A 16,724-nucleotide genomic window follows, 5' to 3' on the forward strand; every position below is an offset into this window, starting at 1 on the left:
CATTTACCGCAGAAAATTGATCTCGAAAGTTGTTCCTGGATCATTCTCCGAGACGGTTATTTCGGCGCCATGCAGATCACAGATTGCTTTTGCTAATGCCAAGCCAAGGCCATTCCCAGGACTGTTCCGACTTTTCTCACCCCTGAAGAACCGTCGAAAAATACGCTCTCGATTCTCGCATTCGATACCCGGACCATCGTCAGTGACGCGCAAGGTCGGACCGACAGGTGTGGTTTCCGCCAAGACCAAAACCTTAGAACCAACGGGACAATGTCTGATCGCGTTCTCGACAAGGTTCGACAGCAGTTGCGTCAGCAGGTTCTTATCCCCAAAAACCTCAAGCTGTTCGTCCGGCACCTTAATGGTCAACTCAATACCAGCATCCTCGGCAGTAGGCTCGAAGACTTCCGTAACATTGCCTATGACCTCACGCAGGTCGTTCCACGCGAACCTTTCACGACGGTCACTTCCCTCAATCTGCGCAATGCGCAAAAGGGCGTTAAAGGTCGCTATGATTTCTTCAGTTTGATCCAGACTCGCAGAAATGTCGCCCGGGTTGATAGTCGGACTGTCTCGTAGTTTCTCCAGCCGCTGCCGAAGATGCTGAAGCGGTGTGCGCATGTCATGGGCAATGTCATTGGAGATTTGTTCTTGGCTTTCGAGCAGGCGTTTGATCTGCCCGAGCATACTATTGATCTCGGTTGATAACCGCGAAAGATCGTCGCGTGCCTTTGGGGCGGTCGAAATACGGGAAGCGAGGTTGCCAGAGGAAACCTCCGCGAGAGTGTTGGATATCGCCGTAATCCGTCGCTCGGTAATGCGGCCGATCCGAATACCGACGATTAGACCGAGGATTACGACTGCCAGATAGCCGACCACCAAAGCCATGCCGAGCGCTTCGAGTATCTCCAAGACGATATGGTCGCCTGCCCCTTGGATCAGGCGGTAAGGGCCGACGTCATCTGCGCGCAGCCAATAGCCGGTGACTTCGTCGTGAATCTCTCCAGCAAGCGGCAATGCCTGTGCCGAAAGGTAGTCGGGCAAGGGGCTTTCAACGGTCGAGGACAAGTTGCCGGAAATAATAGCGCCGTCGGCGTTCAGCAGTTGGTAGACCCGGGCATTTTGAAAACTGACTTCGGCAAGGGCGTCGACGCGGTCGACCAGCACCTCATCGCCGCCCAACTCAAAAATCTCAACGAGTGTGGCCGCATCGCTGCGCATTTGATCGAGGACCCAATCTTGGACTTCGTATTGCGTGAACCAGTAGGCCAATGCGAAGACGAGCGCAGAAAGCACCGAATAGAGGAACGAGTATTGCAAAGACAGCCGTATGGATGTCCGCAACGCTGAAGGACCTTTGCGCTTAGGGTTATCCATGAAGGCTGTATCCAGCGCCCCGAACGGTATGGATCAACGGCTGCTCGAAGGGTTTGTCGATCTTGTTGCGCAGACGGCTGATATGCGTTTCGACGACATTGGTGTTCGGGTCGAAGTGAAAATCCCAGACTGCTTCCAGCAACATGGTGCGTGTCACCACCCGCTCGGCGTTCTTCATCAGATAAGACAGCAAGCGAAACTCTCGCGGCTGCACAGCGATCTCCTGACCGGATCGGCACACAGTATGGCGGATCAGGTCGATCTCCAGATCGGCAACCTGAAGTCGCGTTTCTTCGGCCTGCATCGGGGGGCGGCGTGCAAGTGCAGTTAGGCGCGCGGAGAGCTCAGAAAACGCAAAAGGTTTCACAAGATAGTCGTCCGCCCCGGCTTCCAATCCATTCACCCGGTCGTTCAAACCGCCGAGCGCGCTCAAGAACAGGATCGGCGTATCAACGTTCGCACCGCGCACTGATTTGACGAGGGTCAACCCATCCAAGCCGGGCAGCATCCGGTCGACTACGATGACATCAAAGTCATTGTCCAGCGCATCTAGGAAGCCCTGTTTGCCATCCGACGCATGTTTCGTCACATGGCCAAGTGCCTTCAGGCTCGTGCAGATATACTCAGCCGTCTCGCCATCATCTTCTACAACAAGCACCCGCATCTGCGCTCAAGCTCCATAAGGTATTGAGAAAATAGCCTGCTTTGCGGCTTTGCACCATCTTCGTAATATTACGGATCGGTATAGTGCCGACCACCTTTTGCAGATCACCGCCGTCCTATGCCCTTAGAAAAAGGACAGGACAACATGGTCGCAATCGATCCCAAATTCGACACAGCCGTGCGGCAAGAGCATGCGGGGCGCTTTGGCTTAACGCGCAGCGACCAACGGTTCCTGCTGTTTGCGCTTGGTGCTTTGTTCGCCTTGCGTCTGCTTGCCCTGTTCTGGTGGCCTTTCACAGATTCAACAGAAGCCCGTTATGCCGAGATCGCGCGTAAGATGGTCGAGACCGGGGACTGGGTCACACCTCAGTTCGACTATGGCGTCCCGTTTTGGGGCAAACCTCCCTTACATACTTGGCTGTCTGCCTTAGGGATGAAGTTTTTTGGCGTTGGAACCTTTGGCGCGCGGGTATTCATCTTTGCTGCCTCCTTGGGGGTGCTAAGCCTAATTTTCACTTGGGTGCGCCAGCATCGAGGCGCAGATCAGGCTCTTGTCGTGACGACGGTGCTCACCTCATCTTTAATGTTTTTCGGCGCGTCGGCCTTCGTAATGACGGACATGGTCATGGTGCTTGGCACTACATTGAGCATGATCGGCTTCTACAATTGCCTGTCGGACAGCCCCGCGCGCAGCGCCTGGGGGCGGTGGTTCTTTGTTGGAATCGCTATCGGCCTTTTGGCAAAGGGACCGGTCGCGCTTGTCATCACGATGATCGCGCTTGTGCCGTGGCTCGCGCTGACAGGGCGCTGGCGCGAACTACATGGATTTCCTTGGTTGTCGGGGCTATTGATCGCGGCGGCGCTGACCCTTCCTTGGTATATCCTTGCCGAGATCAAGACGCCGGGTTTCCTGCGCTACTTTCTTGTCGGAGAACACTTCCAGCGCTTTGTCGTGCCGGGCTGGCAGGGGGATCTTTACGGGTCCGGCCATCAGCAGCCCAAAGGCCTGATCTGGGTCTATGCCGGGGCTACGTTTCTGCCGTGGAGCTTGTTTTTCTTGGCCTTACTTTCCCGGCCGGGTTCTTGCGTCAACGAGGTGACGGGCAATGACCGGGGCTGGCACAGCTATCTCGCACTTTGGGTCGTTGCGCCGCTGATCCTCTTCACGCCCGCCGCAAACATATTGCCAGCCTATGCTTTGCCCGGGCTTCCCGCCGCAGCGGTTCTCTTGGTGTCGCTTTGGGCGCAAGTGAGGGGGCAGCCGGGCTGGTGGGGGCGAAGAGCGACAGCCGTGGCCATCGGCCTCGTTGGGGCAGCATTTCTAACGGTGACGATTCTGGCGCGCTACCAGCCAGAAAGCGTCACCAATCGATCCGAGCGCGCATTGGTAATTGCGGCGCAAAGTTACGACCTTGATGTGCAGATTACCTATTGGGGCGGTCGCAGCTTTTCTGCCGAGTTCTATACCCGCGGTCGCGTCAAATTCACCGAACGAACCGCGACATTCGACATTTTCGCTGACAATGGCCTGCGCGACGCGGTGGCCATCCCGAGGGCTGTCGCCTCGGAAATCGCTCCCTATTTGGGACCGCGGTTTGGCCCCGCCGGACGGTTCGGGCACCGCATTTTGTTTGTCGAAGATCTGGATCAGGGGGAAGCATCATGAACCGTCGTCCCGAAGGGTTTGAAAAGCCCCGGATCGTTCCGCCTGCAAAGCAAGTTCCTGATCTTTCCTTTGTGATCCCCGCGTTCAATGAGGCGGGCAATATCGCCAGAACGGTGGCCCAGGTAGAGGCGCATGCCCGCAGGCTGGTGCCCAGCTTCGAGATCATCATTGTGGATGACGGCAGCCTTGATGGAACATTTGAAGAAAGCCGAGAGCTATGCGCCAGATATCCGCTTCGTGTGCTGCGCCTGTCGCGGAATTTCGGCAAGGAACATGCGATCATGGCCGGTCTGGAGCGCACGGTGGGTGCAGCGGTGGTTATCCTTGATGCTGATCTTCAGGAACCCCTTTTTCATCTCGAAACCATGTTGAAACATCGCGCCGAGGGGTATGAGATGGTCTATGCCGTCCGCGCGCAACGTCGAGACGAGACATGGCGTAAACGGTTTTTTACCCGCGCGTTCTACGCTCTGCTGAATATCGGCGGCGACACCGCGATACCAGCCAATGCGCGCGATTTTAGGCTCATGGATCGACGGGTTGTCGATGCGCTCTGCGCTTTGCCAGAGCGCAACCGCTTCATGAAAGGGCTGTATGGCTGGGTTGGCTTTCGCGCCAAGGCTGTGGCGATTGAGTTGGACCCGCGCGCGACCGGGGCCTCTAAATTCGGCTTCACTGGCTTGTTTAAGTTAGGCTTGACCGGGCTCACGTCCTTCACCGCCTGGCCGCTGCGGGTCTGGACAGGGGTTGGTATGACCATTGCTGCCTGTTCGATCCTCTACGCCCTCTGGATTGCCGTCCGCACCCTGATCTTCGGCATCGACGTGCCGGGTTGGTCGACCCTTGTGGTGGCCGTTATGTTATTGGGTGGGGTGCAGCTTATCTCCATCGGTGTGTTGGGCGAATACCTCTCGCGGGTCTTTACCGAGGTCAAAGGCCGTCCTGGCTTTATCATCGCCGAGGATTTTTCAGCAGATTCGGAGCACCTGTGATGTGGCGCCAGTTGTTGCGGTTCGGGATGGTCGGTCTGCTCGCGACCTTCGTTCACATGATGATCGGCTTTCTGCTGATCCAGTCGACCTGGCATCCTCTTTTGGCGAACCTGCTCGCCTTCACAATCGCTTTCGTGGTCAGCTTCATCGGCCATCTCGGATTTTCCTTTGCCGATCAGGAAGTCAGCGCATCAAGCGCGCTGTGGAAATTTGCGCTTGTCGCCCTGATCGGCTTTGCCATTAACGAAGGGCTTCTGATCATGTTGCTATCCGAAGGGGATCTATCCGACACAGTGAGCCTGTGGATCTCAACCGGTTCCGCGGCGGTTTTGACTTTTGCACTCAGCAGATTGTGGGCGTTTCGCACCCCGCACAAAGCCGGCGGGCCGGTCGATGTGGAACCGTCTGCCAATCTAACCAATCAGTAATCTGGTGGAGACGTTCCCGGCTACAAGGGTCGGTTATCTCTTGAGGCGAGGTTCCAGTTGGGGGCCGTGCAAGACAGGAAGACCACGATGAAACGTATGATTTCTCTTACCACACTGATTGCCGCAGGTGCGGTCGCGATGGCCGGAATGGCACTGGCTGAAACAGAAAATGCGAAAGAAATGACACTGTTCTCTGTAGCGCAGATCGACATCCAGAAAGCACTCACCATTGCTTTGGAAGGTGTGGATGGCAAGATCACCTCAATTGAATTCGAAAGCGAGGATGGCAAGGCTGTCTACGAGGCAGTCGCCGTCGCCCCGGATGGGTCCATGACCGAGATCCTTATCGATGCCAATGACGGATCAGTAATCGCACAAGGCCCGTTCATGGACGATGACGACGAGAAAGATGACGACAACGGCTAAATCTATACCGGCGCGGCACAGGTTCATCTTGCTGCCGCGCTGGAATTTTCCTTTCCCTTCATCCTAAGCGCCGCCGGTAGTCCGAGCGACACCTTACCAATTGGTAACCTTTCGGTAAGCCTTTCATCAGTCGGCAAACTCTACAGGTGCTTTTGAGGAGAACCCGATGAAAAAAACCGTCTTTCGAACCCTACTGGCTGCATCGGCGGCCGTCATTCTGATCGCTGGAACCGAGGGGCAGTTTTTCTCAATTGCGGCATCTGGCCTACGGTCACTGACCGGCTCCTCTCACTCGCAACTGTTCGACACAAAACGGGTCCACAAGCTGGATGTGACATTGCCGTTCTCTGCTCTCGCGGCAGGTGACGTCGCCTCCTGCGCAAACGGGGGCTACTTTGGAAGAACAAATAGAAACCTACGCTATGCGGTTGGTCTCCCCAGGGCAGAGGCCGCGCCGAACGAGGGCATGTTGGAAACCAAAAGTATCTTAGACCAACACCCCAATACGGCGGTGCTCGCCTTGGGGGATCTGGTTTATAAACACGGCGAAGCTGTGGGCTTTGAAGATTGCTACGACCCATATTGGGGGGCTGCATGGGCACAAACATGGCCGACCCCCGGAAACCACGAATACCACTCGCCTTATGCATATGCCTATTACGATTACTGGCAAGATCGCGCGGGGCCAGACCGAAACGGCTATTACGCCCTGCAAGCCGGGAACTGGTTGATCCTGTCGCTGAACAGCGAGATTGATGCGTCCCCAGGGTCTGCACAGGCAGAATGGGTAAAGGAAGTGCTCGCAGCGCACACAGACAGCTGCACTGCGGCATATTTCCACAAACCTGCGTATTCGAGCGTGACGCGCAGCCGAACTGACAGTGCGCGGGCGCTGTTCCGGCTTGTCGCGAAAGCAGGCGTCCGCTTTGTCTTACATGGACACAACCACTTCTACGAACGCACTGCGCCGCTGAATGCCGAGGGCAAACCGGACCAGGGCGGCACGATCGCCTTCGTGGTTGGGGCCGGTGGCAAATCAACACAGGGCAACCTTGAGCCTGCGGCCTTCTCCGAGCGACTAATCACCGGAACGACAGGCATGCTGAAGCTGACCTTTACAGTTAAAACGGCCAGCTGGACCTACCTCACCGGTCCCGGATCGATGGAAACAGACAGCGGCACGGTCCAATGTTGACACCCGCAGTCCAGCACAGCCACCCGCAAAGGCCCGACCATGTTTGACTTCATCACATCGCTACTCGCCTCCATGGGCAGCCTGGGCGTCGCTACCCTGATGCTGCTTGAGAACGTTTTCCCTCCGATCCCTTCGGAAGTCATCATGCCCTTCGCTGGCTATCTCGCGGCGAGCGGTGACCTCTACTTCGTCAGTGTCGTGATCGCAGGCACGATCGGTTCAGTGGCCGGCGCATTCCTATGGTATTGGATCGGCACATTGGCTTCCGAAACACGGTTGCGCGAGCTCATCGTGCGGCACGGCAGGTGGCTGACCATCTCAGAACAAGATCTCAATCGTTCCCTTGCGTGGTTTCGGCGCAATGGCGGCATGGCGGTGTTTCTGGGCCGGATGGTTCCGGGGGTCCGAACGCTCATATCCGTCCCCGCCGGTATGACGGGAATGCCGCTATTGCCGTTTCTTCTCTACACCGGGTTGGGCAGCCTGCTCTGGACAGCCGCCCTCACCATTTCAGGCTATCTGCTGGAAGCGCAGTTTGCCAAAGTTGAGACGTGGATCAATCCGGTGACAAACGTCCTGCTTGGAGGCCTTCTTGTGCTTTATGTATGGCGGTTGCTTCGCCCCAAGGCAGAAAGATGACAGCGTTAAAACAGCATAATTCAAAAAGCTTGAACCACCGATTATTTGCGGTGACCCTTTTTGCAAAAGCAGTCTTGGGCGTTCTTCAATTGGCAACGGCTGCGTCGATCTTCGCGGGAGCAGTAGATCGCCTTCCTGCTCTCACCCAATGGTTCTTTCGCGCAGAGCTTGCGGAGAACCCTAATGATTTCCTCGCGACCCGCGCCATGTCGCTCGCCGGTGTCATCCCGACATCGGATCTGGCGTTCTATACCACTTACTTTCTGGCGCATGGTGGACTTCATATCGCGATTGTCGTGGCGCTGCTTTACGGCGCAGCATGGGCGCATCGCGCAGCGGTTTTCGTGCTCTGGGCGTTTGTGATCTATCAACTATTCGAATGGCTCACTGTTGGCGGCGTGGCTTTGCTGATCCTGACTGCGATCGATCTAACGGTTATCTACATCACCGTGCGCGAACAGCGTAGTCGTGCTCTGTTGGGGTCCTGACGCGGAAATTGCAGTTCTCTTTTATGTGCCTGATCTAAAAAACGAAGCAAACCTCCACCTCGCCTAAACGCTCAAACTCAAAAGAGGAGAATTTATGCATTCCGTTTCAGAATCCTGGCTCTTTTGGGCCATTCTCGCCGCCATATTTGCGGCGCTCACCGCGATCTTTGCAAAAGTCGGGGTGTCGGGCGTAAACTCCAACTTTGCCACTTTTCTGCGCACCATTATCGTCGTTCTCGCGTTGGGTCTGCTGGTTTGGTTGACGGGCGAGGTGCAGTCGTTATCTACAATCTCCGCGAAGACGGGGATCTTTCTGGTGCTGTCCGGTCTTGCGACTGGCGCGTCATGGTTGTGCTATTTTCGCGCGCTTCAGCTCGGCAAGGTCTCGCAGGTAGCACCTATCGACAAGTTGAGCGTTGTGCTCGCCGCAATTATCGCCGCGGTTTTTCTGGGAGAGAAGTTATCAATGACCGGATGGAGCGGCGTTGGTTTGATAGGGCTCGGCGCGGTTCTTGTGGCCTTGACCTGATATGCCGCGAGCGAGGCTTAGCTTTCTTTTTGCTTGCAGACTCTGCGGAGGCAACGTTCTGCGTCGGCAAGGGGGTGATTGCTGGGTTCGAAACCTGTTCCCAAGCAGGGGCATTGTTACGGCAGGCGGCTCGCTCCGCGGTGATCATAGCCAAAACGCTCTTGGTGCTGTCGTCGATGGTGGTCATAAAGAAAGTTCCTTCTGTGCTGTTGTGAGAAGGAAGTCGGCGCTTCCGCGAAAAAAGTGTTCTCTGTTTGTTTCCCGACTTCCTTGCCTGAGGGACAGCGCGAAGGGGCGGACCGCGGGGCGAACCAGGCCGGATGAAGTGGCGGTGTTCTGGCAATGCGGATCTGCTACACGGTAGCAATGCAGAATCGAAAACCCCGGATAATCGGGGAAAACCCCCGGAAATCCACGCATAGCGTGCTACATGAAGTTCATTCGGAGCTGAGGTTAAGAGATTGAAAAATAAGGTTGAAAAATCAGCCCGCCTGAGCGTGGCACCCATGATGGACTGGACCGACCGCCACTGCCGCTACCTCCACCGGCTGCTAAGCCGTGAGACGCTCCTCTATACCGAGATGGTCACCGCCCCCGCGCTGGTGCGGGGTGGGGCGTTGCATCTGCTGGATCATGACCCTTCGGAACATCCCGTGGCCCTACAACTTGGCGGGTCGGACCCCGCAGAGCTGGCACGGGCAGCACGGTTGGGGGCTGACACGGGCTATGATGAGATTAACCTCAATTGCGGCTGCCCGTCTGACCGGGTGCAATCGGGCGCCTTTGGCGCGGTCTTGATGCAGCAGCCGGGGCTGGTGGCGGACTGTGTGGATGCCATGCGCGCGGCCTGCGATGTCGAGGTGACCGTGAAATGCCGTATCGGCGTGGACGATCAGAACCCTGAGGAAATCTTGCCCGAGTTCCTCGCGCGTATCGTGGCGGCGGGCTGCACCCGTGTCACGATCCATGCGCGCAAGGCGTGGCTGCAGGGGCTGAGCCCCAAGGAAAACCGCGATATTCCGCCGTTGGACTATAATCTCGTGCATCAGATGAAGGGGCTGTTTCCGAACCTGCATATTTCGGTCAACGGTGGGGTCACATCGCTCGATCAGGCCGAAGCTTTTCTGGATGCCGGGTTAGATGGCGTCATGGTGGGGCGCAGCGCCTATCATGCGCCGACCGATATCCTCGCCAGCGCTGATCGGCGCATCTACGGGCGGGGTACTGACAGGAGTGCAGAGGCCGCGGTGCAGGGGATGTTGCCCTATATCGAGGCGCATCTGGCCAGCGGCGGGCGTCTGGGGCAAATCACCCGGCATATGTTGGGGCTTTTTGCCGGGCGGCCCGGCGCGCGGCAGTGGCGGCGTATCCTGTCCGAAGGGGCGCATAAGCCCGGCGCGGGGCCGGAACTGGTCGAGGCCGCCTTGGCCGAGGTCGCCGCGGCGCAGGAAATCGCCGCGGCGGGGTAGGGTTAGACCGTGGGCTCTGCCACCGGGCGGGGCCGCAGCAGCGCCAGCGTGAGCAGGGCGGCCACCAGTCCGCAGGCCGCAATCGCCCCCAGCATCGGTGTGACAGTCCCGTCAAAAAACGGCCCGGCCAGCGCGATGGAGAGGCCACCCGCCACCATCTGCAATGTGCCGCCCAGCGAAGAGGCGAGACCAGCGATATCGCCGTGATCGTCCAGCGCCACGACCATCACTGTCGGCACCACAACGCCAAGGCAGGCATTGGCGCAAAACAGCCCCGCCATCACCAGATAGAGGCCCGGATCGGTTGCCAGTGCTGTGACAAAAATCGCGGCGGAAAAGAGGACGAAGCCCGCCACCCCGCGCCGCACAAGGCTGCGCATGCCCCAGCGTTCGCCCAGCCACCCCGCCAGTTGCGAGGCCGAGAAGAAGCCGACCGCGTTGACCGCAAAGGCCAGCGAAAACCCCGTCGGCCCCAGCCCGTATTGCCCGGTATAGACAAAGGGCGCAAAGGCGATGAAGACAAAGAATGACCCCATGGCAAAGCCGCCGATAAAGGTCAGCCCCATGAAGATCGGATCGCTCAGCAGCACTTTCGCCCCGCGCCAAAGGTTGCGCGGGTTGATCCGCACGCGGCGTTTGACGGGCAGCGTCTCGGGCTGGGCGAAGGCGGTGAGTGCCAGCGCGGCGATGGCCAACACGCCCAGAGTCACGAAGATCGCGCGCCAATCGGCAAGCGCCATCACCGCGCTGCCCGCCAGTGGGGCCAACATCGGCGAGATTGAGATCACCAGCATCAGCATCGCCATCAACCGCGTCGCCTGGGTGCCGGTGTATTGGTCACGGATGATCGCACGCGGCACCACCATCAGCACGGCCCCGCCAAGCCCTTGCAGCGCGCGCCAGCCCGTCAGCGCCGCCATCGTCGGCGCGAAGGCGGCCCCGAATGACGCGATGAGGAACAGCACCAGCCCCACCATGATCGGCAGCTTGCGCCCCGCCTGATCGGCCCATGGGCCATAGAAAAGCTGACCCAGCCCGAAGGCGATGAAATAGGCCGTGATGGTCGCCTGAACCGCCGTCTCTGACGCGCCATAGCTGGCAGCGATGGCAGGCATGGCGGGCAGATACATGTCGATGGCGAAGGGGCCGACCAGCCCCAGCAACCCGAGAATGAGCGCTGAACGTAGCACGTGATGTCCTTTCGGATGGGATGGCCGGGGCCAAATGGGCAAGGCGGCAAGCGCAGACCGATGTCTGGGGCCGACTTTCGCGCGCAACCTAACCCCCCTTGGGGGAAGTGCAACCCCGGCGTTATCGCTTGAACCCCCGGCGCGAAAGGGCTTGATAGGCGCATCGACAGCCGGGAGGGGCCACATGCCAGAGTTGAACGATCTTTTGCCGATGCTGATGCTTATCGCCCTGATCGGAGGCTTTGCCGGGGTTTTGGCAGGGCTGCTGGGCGTCGGTGGGGGGATCGTCTTGGTCCCCGCGTTTTTCTATGCGCTGCAATCGCTCGGCTATGACGGGCCACAGCTGATGCAGATTTGCCTTGCGACATCACTGGCGACGATCATCGTCACCTCTGCGCGCTCGGTCCATGCGCATAATAAAAAGGGCGCGGTCGATTGGGAAATCCTGCGCACTTGGGCGCCGGGGATCATGGTGGGGGCCATCTTGGGCGTGCTGCTGGTGGCGCAATTACGCACCCAGACGCTTCAGGCGATCTTTGGCGGACTGGCGCTGATTGTCGGGCTCTACCTAGGGTTCGGGCGCAGCGATTGGCGCTTGGGAGAGACCATGCCGCGTGGCATCAAACGTGCGACCCTGTCGCCGATGGTCGGGTTTCTGTCGGTGCTGATGGGGATCGGAGGCGGCAGCTTTGGCGTGCCGCTGATGACGCTCCATGGTCGGCCCATTCACCGGGCCGTGGCCACGGCGGCGGGCTTTGGGCTTTTGATCGCCGTGCCCTCGGTGATTGCCTTTCTCTTCGTTGATATCGCGCAAAGCCGCCCGCCCTTGACCATCGGCGCGGTTAATCTAGGTGCCTTCGGGATCGTCGTGACAATGACGCTCATCACCGCGCCTTGGGGCGTGCGGTTGGCCCATGCGATGGACCCCAAGCCGCTCAGACGGGTCTTTGCCGTGTTTCTGGTGCTGGTGGCGCTAAATATGTTGAGAAAAGCACTTTGGGGCTGAGTTGACCCGTTTTTGACCTTAAACCTGCCGGAATGTGACGGTTTCTGCCCAATTTCGGACAATGTTCATCAAATTGCCGCAATCTCGACACAAACAACTGGCTTACTGCCTTAACAAACGCAGAATCATCCGAACCAAGGGACGTGACGAGATGCGCCGAAGCGGGACCAAAGCGATCATCCTCAAAGGGCAGGGCAGTGACCTCGCCTATTGGAAACCTGCGCGCCGTGGCCGTCGGGCATTTCGCTTTGACGGGATGTTCACCCGCGAAACCAGCCTGACATTTGCCCGTGCCTCGGTGCCCGCGGCCAATTACAACGCGACCCCGATGGGCCTCCACGATGCCACGAACGGCGAAGCGGCTCTTATTTTCCTGAACGAGATCGTCCAGCGTCGCGGCGCCTAAGGCCGCTCTAGTCGCGCCGTCGTGCCAGTTTCGCCGCGCGGCCCCCGCGCCGTTTTGCGTGGGCGCTTTCACGTTGGGGCAATTCCGCCATGATGGCGCGGCGCTCCTCCGCGCTCATCGCCGACCAGCGGCCAATCTCATCAATCGAACGCAAACAGCCCGTGCAGAGCCGGCTTTCGGGATGCACCACGCAGATGTTGATGCAGGGGCTTTCGATCTCATCGCGTTGCCAGACTTTCTTATTCACGGCGCATCACCTGCAAACGGTCCAAAAGCCCCTGAAGGATGTAGCCCGCGGCCACATGGTCGATCACCTCGGCGCGGCGTTTGCGGGTGGTGTCGGCCTCTAGCAATGCGCGTTCGGCGGCCACGGTCGACAGCCGCTCGTCCCAATAGGTGATGGGCAGCGGCGTGAGCCGGTCGAAGTTGCGGGCGAAAGCGCGGGTCGATTGGCAGCGCGGCCCTTCTGAGCCGTCCATATTGCGCGGCAATCCCAAAACCAGCCCACCGATACGGCGCTCGGCGATGATCTCGGCCAGACGGGCGGCATCCACGCCGAATTTCTTGCGCCGCACGGTTTCCAGCGGGGTGGCGACGGATTGGAAGCTGTCGCTCACCGCGACGCCGATGGTCTTTTCGCCCAGGTCAAGCCCGATCAACGCCTGCATCGGGGGCAGGGCGGCGATGAAATCTGCCGTGTCGTCGTAAATCATCCTGCCACTCCTGCACGTTCTCCGGCGCTGCGGATCATGTCCAGCGCCGCATTATCGCCTGAAAAGACCTCAAGCGCGTTGTCATAGACCGCGCGGGCCTGATCGGTGTCCCCCAAAACGCCGAGCGATGTGATCAGCCGCGCCCAGTCCTGCGGGGGGCCTCCTTCGCTGGCCAGACGATCCGACAGGCCAGCCACCATGCCGCCGATCATTTCCATCCGGTCGTCCGCGCTCATCTCCGAGGCGGCTTCAATGTCTTCGGCGGATGGCCCCCGCGCAGGGGCGCCGGTGCCGATCTGAGGCATTTCGTAATTCACCCCGGCAAGGCTGGCGACCTGCGAAATCTGCGCGCGGATCGGCTCGATCCATGCCGCATCCGCAGGCCCGCGCCGCAACAGCGCGTCCCAAATGCGGAAACCGACATCCGGCCGCCCAGTCTGCACCATCATCAGGCCAAGGTAATAGCGTGCGCGGCCATCCTGCTCATCGCGGTTGAGCACTTCCCGCAGGGCGGTTTCCGCCTCGGGAGAGACATAGCCCCCCGCGGCGAGCACCAAAAGTTCGGCGTAATCCGCGATGTCCTTCGCGGTCCGGTCCGCGCCCTTGAGACGCAGCACATTGCCCTGCGCCTCGGCTGCGGCGGCGAAATTACCGACACGGGCCTCGTTCTGCGCCAACAGGGTCTGGCCCTGCAAATCCTCGGGCCGTTCTTTGACCGTGGCGCGAAGCTGCTGCATCAGCGCGAGGTAATCCGCGCTCAGCCCCTCGGTACTGGGGCTGGCAGGCAGGCTTTCCACCGCGCTTTGCTGGCTGGGGCGGTTGCGGCGCATGTCTTCGGCAAAGGCGATGCGGTCGGCCAAGGCCAGATCGCCATAGCCGGGCTGCCCCAGATGCCAGTAGAGCGCCAGTGATCCGGCACCCAAGACCACGACCCCTGCGATCAGCACAACGGGCGCGGGCCGCGAGGTGTTTTGCTTGCCCCCATCCTGCGCGGCATCGGCGGCAAGGATGCGGCGCGAAATCTCGGTGCGGATCCGGACGGCATCGGCCTCAGACACCACACCGCGGGCGAGGTCACGCTCGACCTCGTCCAATTGGTCGCGGTAGACCTTGAGGTCATAATCCGCCTGCGCGGGCAGGGGCGTATCCGCGCCGCGCCACGCGGCCCGCGCTAGAAAACCGCCCACGACAAGCGCCATCGCGCCAGAGAGAAACCAAAATATCATGCCCTCTACCTAACCTTTGCCCGGCGCCGACAAAAGACCGCAAATGCCGCGCCCCCTGCGGCATTTTTCACCAATCGCGCCACATGTCGCAAAACCGCATCCAAATGCCGTGGTGGTCATTTCGAATATCTGCTCCTAGGCTCAGAAAAGACCTCAGCCGCCCGCGCGGCCCGAATCCTTGCCGGGAAGTGACGTGATGAAGAAATACTCCGTTTTCGCAGTGGCCCGAGAGGCCATGCGCCATCATACGGGCTGGACCCGCGCCTGGCGCGATGCGCAGCCCAAGAAACGCTATGATGTGATCATCGTCGGCGCAGGCGGGCATGGGCTGGCCACGGCCTATTATCTGGGCAAGAATTTCGGCATCACCAATGTAGCGGTGCTTGAAAAGGGATGGCTCGGCGGTGGTAACACCGGGCGCAATACGACGATCATCCGCTCGAACTATCTGCAAGATCCCTCTGCCGCGATCTATGAAAAGGCGCGCAGCCTTTACGAGACGATGAGCCAGGATTTGAACTACAACGTCATGTTCAGCCCCCGCGGGGTGATCATGCTGGCGCAGACCGAACATGAGGTGCGCGGCTATCAGCGCACGGCGCATGCCAACGCGCTTCAGGGCGTCAGCACCGAATTCATCGGGCCGGACCGGGTTAAACAACTGGTGCCGATCATCAACATCGACGGGCCGCGCTATCCGGTGCTCGGCGGATTGTGGCAAGCCCGCGGCGGCACGGCGCGGCATGATGCGGTGGCTTGGGGCTATGCGCGGGCCTGCTCGGATATGGGCATGGACATCATCCAGAAATGTGAGGTCACCGGCGTGCGCCAGACGGGCGGCAAGGTCACCGGTGTCAGCACCACGCGCGGCGATATTGAGTGCGATAAGCTGGGCATGGTGGTGGCCGGGCATTCCGGGCAGTTGGCGAATATGGCGGGCTTCCGTCTGCCGATGGAAAGCGTCGCCCTGCAAGCGCTGGTCAGCGAGCCGATCAAACCCTGTATGGATGTGGTCGTGATGGCCAATACGGTGCACGGCTACATGAGCCAGTCCGACAAGGGCGAGATGGTCATCGGTGGCGGCACGGATGGCTACAACAACTACACCCAACGCGGCAGCTTCCATCATATCGAAGAGACGGTGCGCGCGCTGGTTGAGACCTTCCCGATGATCTCACGGCTTAAGATGTTGCGGCAGTGGGGCGGGATCGTGGATGTGACCGGCGACCGCTCTCCGATCCTCAGCAAGACCCCGGTGGAGGGGGTCTTTATCAACGGCGGCTGGGGCACGGGCGGGTTCAAGGCGATCCCCGGGTCGGGCTGGGGTTTTGCCGAGTTGATGGCCAAGGGGCATTCGCCGCTGACCGACGCCTTTGGGCTAGAGCGGTTCGCCGAAGGCCGCTTTATCGACGAATCCGTGGCCGCCGGGGTGGCCCATTGATGTTGCGGATCGGCCACAAATCGCTGAAGCGTTGTATTGCGCGGAACGATTTCGCCCGCGCTGGAGTTGCCTGTTCAGACATTGAATATAACGGAGCTGAACAATGGCAACCCCGGAAAACAACCGCACAGACCACGTTGATCACACCAACACCACCACGACCACAACCACGACTGACCGTGGCGGCAGCAGCGGCCTTGCCTTTATCGTTGGCGCGGTTGTCGTTGTCGTGGCTCTGCTGGCCTACTTCCTCTTTGCAGGTGGCGACATCGACGGTGCGAATGACGTTAACGTCAACGTCGAAGGCGCAACCGAAAGCACAGGCGAAGCCATCGAAGGCGCAGCCGAAAGCACAGCGGACGCCGTCGAAGAGACAGCCACACCGACTGAGTAAACCGACTTTGGCAGCGTCCCGCGTGGCGCTGCCCTCTCACGACCGACGCCGTTCCGCGCTTTTGCGCCGGGGCGGCGTTTTGCCGTTCTCCATACGACAAGGAGCCTGCCCATGCTGATCCTCACCTGTCCTTGCTGTCATGTCACCGCCGAGGAGACAGAGTTTCACGGCGGCGGTGAAGCGCATCTGAAACGTGTCGGCCCCGGCGGCGCGGACGACGATTTCGAGAGCTATCTGTTCATGCGCGAGAACCCGAAGGGAGTGCATCTGGAGCGGTGGCGCCATGTCTATGGCTGTGGCAAGTGGTTTCACATGGCCCGTGATACCGCTACGCTTGAGGTCTTTGGCAGCTATGCGGCCCAGACCCTCGCCCCGCCCGATCACATCCGTGATGCGATCCGCAAACGCCATCCCGACTGGCAGTGGCGCAGCGCCAACTAGCCCCGTTCGGTTCCGATCCCCACATCGGCATCCCT

General features: G+C 59.6%; 20 protein-coding genes. 14 read left to right on the forward strand and 6 right to left on the reverse strand.

Annotated features, from left to right (window positions below; all coding sequences use genetic code 11):
• Window positions 1-3 precede the first annotated feature (3 nt).
• Window positions 4-1,377, reverse strand: coding sequence for an ATP-binding protein (locus K3762_RS07230; protein ID WP_132443703.1), 1,374 nt, complete (start codon window positions 1,375-1,377; stop codon window positions 4-6).
• Entirely contained in the window at window positions 1,370-2,041 is a 672-nt protein-coding gene (locus tag K3762_RS07235; RefSeq protein WP_120350731.1) for a response regulator transcription factor, read from the reverse strand. Before K3762_RS07235 ends, K3762_RS07230 begins: the two co-directional genes overlap by 8 nt.
• 144 nt (window positions 2,042-2,185) lie before the next feature.
• Here K3762_RS07235 and K3762_RS07240 point away from each other — a divergent pair, with 144 nt between their 5' ends.
• From K3762_RS07240 to dusA, 9 genes are all read left to right on the forward strand, one after another.
• The gene (locus tag K3762_RS07240) at window positions 2,186-3,706 is read left to right on the forward strand and encodes a glycosyltransferase family 39 protein (RefSeq protein ID WP_240791540.1); all 1,521 of its coding nucleotides are present in this window, start codon (window positions 2,186-2,188) and stop codon (window positions 3,704-3,706) included.
• Window positions 3,703-4,698 carry a glycosyltransferase family 2 protein gene (locus tag K3762_RS07245; protein WP_132443702.1) on the forward strand — a complete coding sequence of 332 codons (996 nt, stop codon included), beginning with the start codon at window positions 3,703-3,705 and terminating at the stop codon, window positions 4,696-4,698. Before K3762_RS07240 ends, K3762_RS07245 begins: the two co-directional genes overlap by 4 nt.
• Window positions 4,698-5,126, forward strand: coding sequence for a GtrA family protein (locus K3762_RS07250; RefSeq protein ID WP_132443701.1), 429 nt, complete (start codon window positions 4,698-4,700; stop codon window positions 5,124-5,126). Before K3762_RS07245 ends, K3762_RS07250 begins: the two co-directional genes overlap by 1 nt.
• Before the next feature lie 87 nt (window positions 5,127-5,213).
• Entirely contained in the window at window positions 5,214-5,552 is a 339-nt protein-coding gene (locus K3762_RS07255) for a PepSY domain-containing protein (RefSeq protein WP_132443700.1), read from the forward strand.
• A 166-nt stretch (window positions 5,553-5,718) separates the two neighbouring features.
• Entirely contained in the window at window positions 5,719-6,747 is a 1,029-nt protein-coding gene (locus K3762_RS07260; protein ID WP_132443699.1) for a metallophosphoesterase, read from the forward strand.
• 39 nt (window positions 6,748-6,786) lie between these two features.
• On the forward strand, window positions 6,787-7,386 hold the full coding sequence (locus K3762_RS07265) for a DedA family protein (RefSeq protein ID WP_120350736.1): 600 nt from the start codon (window positions 6,787-6,789) through the stop codon (window positions 7,384-7,386).
• Entirely contained in the window at window positions 7,383-7,874 is a 492-nt protein-coding gene (locus K3762_RS07270; RefSeq protein ID WP_165935533.1) for a DUF2127 domain-containing protein, read from the forward strand. Before K3762_RS07265 ends, K3762_RS07270 begins: the two co-directional genes overlap by 4 nt.
• A gap of 94 nt (window positions 7,875-7,968) precedes the next feature.
• The gene (locus K3762_RS07275) at window positions 7,969-8,403 is read left to right on the forward strand and encodes an EamA family transporter (protein WP_132443696.1); all 435 of its coding nucleotides are present in this window, start codon (window positions 7,969-7,971) and stop codon (window positions 8,401-8,403) included.
• 461 nt (window positions 8,404-8,864) lie between these two features.
• Window positions 8,865-9,872 (forward strand): tRNA dihydrouridine(20/20a) synthase DusA, encoded by a 1,008-nt coding sequence (gene dusA / locus K3762_RS07280; RefSeq protein ID WP_132443695.1) that lies wholly within the window; start codon window positions 8,865-8,867, stop codon window positions 9,870-9,872.
• A gap of 2 nt (window positions 9,873-9,874) precedes the next feature.
• Here the strand turns inward: dusA and K3762_RS07285 are convergent, their stop codons facing one another.
• A complete protein-coding gene (locus K3762_RS07285; RefSeq protein ID WP_132443694.1) occupies window positions 9,875-11,062 on the reverse strand; it encodes a multidrug effflux MFS transporter in 1,188 nt (395 codons plus the stop codon).
• A gap of 184 nt (window positions 11,063-11,246) precedes the next feature.
• Here K3762_RS07285 and K3762_RS07290 point away from each other — a divergent pair, with 184 nt between their 5' ends.
• Together K3762_RS07290 and K3762_RS07295 are read left to right on the forward strand one after the other, a co-directional pair.
• A complete protein-coding gene (locus tag K3762_RS07290; protein ID WP_132443693.1) occupies window positions 11,247-12,068 on the forward strand; it encodes a sulfite exporter TauE/SafE family protein in 822 nt (273 codons plus the stop codon).
• A gap of 151 nt (window positions 12,069-12,219) precedes the next feature.
• A complete protein-coding gene (locus K3762_RS07295; RefSeq protein ID WP_120350741.1) occupies window positions 12,220-12,474 on the forward strand; it encodes a hypothetical protein in 255 nt (84 codons plus the stop codon).
• Between the two features lie 7 nt (window positions 12,475-12,481).
• Here K3762_RS07295 and K3762_RS07300 read toward each other — a convergent pair whose 3' ends face one another.
• The 3 genes from K3762_RS07300 to ccmI are packed head-to-tail and all read right to left on the reverse strand — an operon-like array spanning window position 12,482 to window position 14,413.
• On the reverse strand, window positions 12,482-12,721 hold the full coding sequence (locus K3762_RS07300) for a DUF1289 domain-containing protein (RefSeq protein WP_132443692.1): 240 nt from the start codon (window positions 12,719-12,721) through the stop codon (window positions 12,482-12,484).
• Window positions 12,714-13,187 carry a Holliday junction resolvase RuvX gene (ruvX, locus tag K3762_RS07305; protein ID WP_132443691.1) on the reverse strand — a complete coding sequence of 158 codons (474 nt, stop codon included), beginning with the start codon at window positions 13,185-13,187 and terminating at the stop codon, window positions 12,714-12,716. Before ruvX ends, K3762_RS07300 begins: the two co-directional genes overlap by 8 nt.
• The gene (ccmI, locus tag K3762_RS07310) at window positions 13,184-14,413 is read right to left on the reverse strand and encodes a c-type cytochrome biogenesis protein CcmI (protein ID WP_132443690.1); all 1,230 of its coding nucleotides are present in this window, start codon (window positions 14,411-14,413) and stop codon (window positions 13,184-13,186) included. Before ccmI ends, ruvX begins: the two co-directional genes overlap by 4 nt.
• Window positions 14,414-14,609: 196 nt before the next feature.
• Between ccmI and K3762_RS07315 the strand changes: the two genes are divergently transcribed.
• The 3 genes from K3762_RS07315 to K3762_RS07325 all read left to right on the forward strand — a co-directional run bounded on the left by K3762_RS07315 (window position 14,610) and on the right by K3762_RS07325 (window position 16,689).
• The gene (locus tag K3762_RS07315; protein ID WP_120350745.1) at window positions 14,610-15,854 is read left to right on the forward strand and encodes a sarcosine oxidase subunit beta family protein; all 1,245 of its coding nucleotides are present in this window, start codon (window positions 14,610-14,612) and stop codon (window positions 15,852-15,854) included.
• Between the two features lie 103 nt (window positions 15,855-15,957).
• A complete protein-coding gene (locus K3762_RS07320) occupies window positions 15,958-16,248 on the forward strand; it encodes a hypothetical protein (protein WP_067630669.1) in 291 nt (96 codons plus the stop codon).
• 111 nt (window positions 16,249-16,359) lie between these two features.
• Window positions 16,360-16,689, forward strand: a complete 330-nt coding sequence (locus K3762_RS07325) for a sarcosine oxidase subunit delta (protein ID WP_120350747.1) — start codon at window positions 16,360-16,362, stop codon at window positions 16,687-16,689.
• The last annotated feature ends 35 nt before the right edge of the window (window positions 16,690-16,724 follow it).

This window comes from Sulfitobacter sp. W074 (assembly GCF_025142275.1).
Lineage (GTDB): Bacteria > Pseudomonadota > Alphaproteobacteria > Rhodobacterales > Rhodobacteraceae > Sulfitobacter > Sulfitobacter profundi.

Excerpts from the sequence above, each read along its gene's own strand:
- K3762_RS07240 (WP_240791540.1), top strand. The coding sequence starts at position 2,186 with ATGGTCGCAATCGATCCCAAATTCGACACAGCCGTGCGGCAAGAGCAT.
- K3762_RS07235 (WP_120350731.1), bottom strand. The coding sequence starts at position 2,041 with ATGCGGGTGCTTGTTGTAGAAGATGATGGCGAGACGGCTGAGTATATC.
- K3762_RS07255 (WP_132443700.1), top strand. The coding sequence starts at position 5,214 with ATGAAACGTATGATTTCTCTTACCACACTGATTGCCGCAGGTGCGGTC.
- K3762_RS07320 (WP_067630669.1), top strand. The coding sequence starts at position 15,958 with ATGGCAACCCCGGAAAACAACCGCACAGACCACGTTGATCACACCAAC.
- K3762_RS07275 (WP_132443696.1), top strand. The coding sequence starts at position 7,969 with ATGCATTCCGTTTCAGAATCCTGGCTCTTTTGGGCCATTCTCGCCGCC.
- K3762_RS07260 (WP_132443699.1), top strand. The coding sequence starts at position 5,719 with ATGAAAAAAACCGTCTTTCGAACCCTACTGGCTGCATCGGCGGCCGTC.
- K3762_RS07325 (WP_120350747.1), top strand. The coding sequence starts at position 16,360 with ATGCTGATCCTCACCTGTCCTTGCTGTCATGTCACCGCCGAGGAGACA.
- K3762_RS07250 (WP_132443701.1), top strand. The coding sequence starts at position 4,698 with ATGTGGCGCCAGTTGTTGCGGTTCGGGATGGTCGGTCTGCTCGCGACC.
- K3762_RS07245 (WP_132443702.1), top strand. The coding sequence starts at position 3,703 with ATGAACCGTCGTCCCGAAGGGTTTGAAAAGCCCCGGATCGTTCCGCCT.
- K3762_RS07270 (WP_165935533.1), top strand. The coding sequence starts at position 7,383 with ATGACAGCGTTAAAACAGCATAATTCAAAAAGCTTGAACCACCGATTA.
- K3762_RS07265 (WP_120350736.1), top strand. The coding sequence starts at position 6,787 with ATGTTTGACTTCATCACATCGCTACTCGCCTCCATGGGCAGCCTGGGC.
- K3762_RS07230 (WP_132443703.1), bottom strand. The coding sequence starts at position 1,377 with ATGGATAACCCTAAGCGCAAAGGTCCTTCAGCGTTGCGGACATCCATA.
- ruvX (WP_132443691.1), bottom strand. The coding sequence starts at position 13,187 with ATGATTTACGACGACACGGCAGATTTCATCGCCGCCCTGCCCCCGATG.
- K3762_RS07315 (WP_120350745.1), top strand. The coding sequence starts at position 14,610 with ATGAAGAAATACTCCGTTTTCGCAGTGGCCCGAGAGGCCATGCGCCAT.
- K3762_RS07295 (WP_120350741.1), top strand. The coding sequence starts at position 12,220 with ATGCGCCGAAGCGGGACCAAAGCGATCATCCTCAAAGGGCAGGGCAGT.
- ccmI (WP_132443690.1), bottom strand. The coding sequence starts at position 14,413 with ATGATATTTTGGTTTCTCTCTGGCGCGATGGCGCTTGTCGTGGGCGGT.
- K3762_RS07290 (WP_132443693.1), top strand. The coding sequence starts at position 11,247 with ATGCCAGAGTTGAACGATCTTTTGCCGATGCTGATGCTTATCGCCCTG.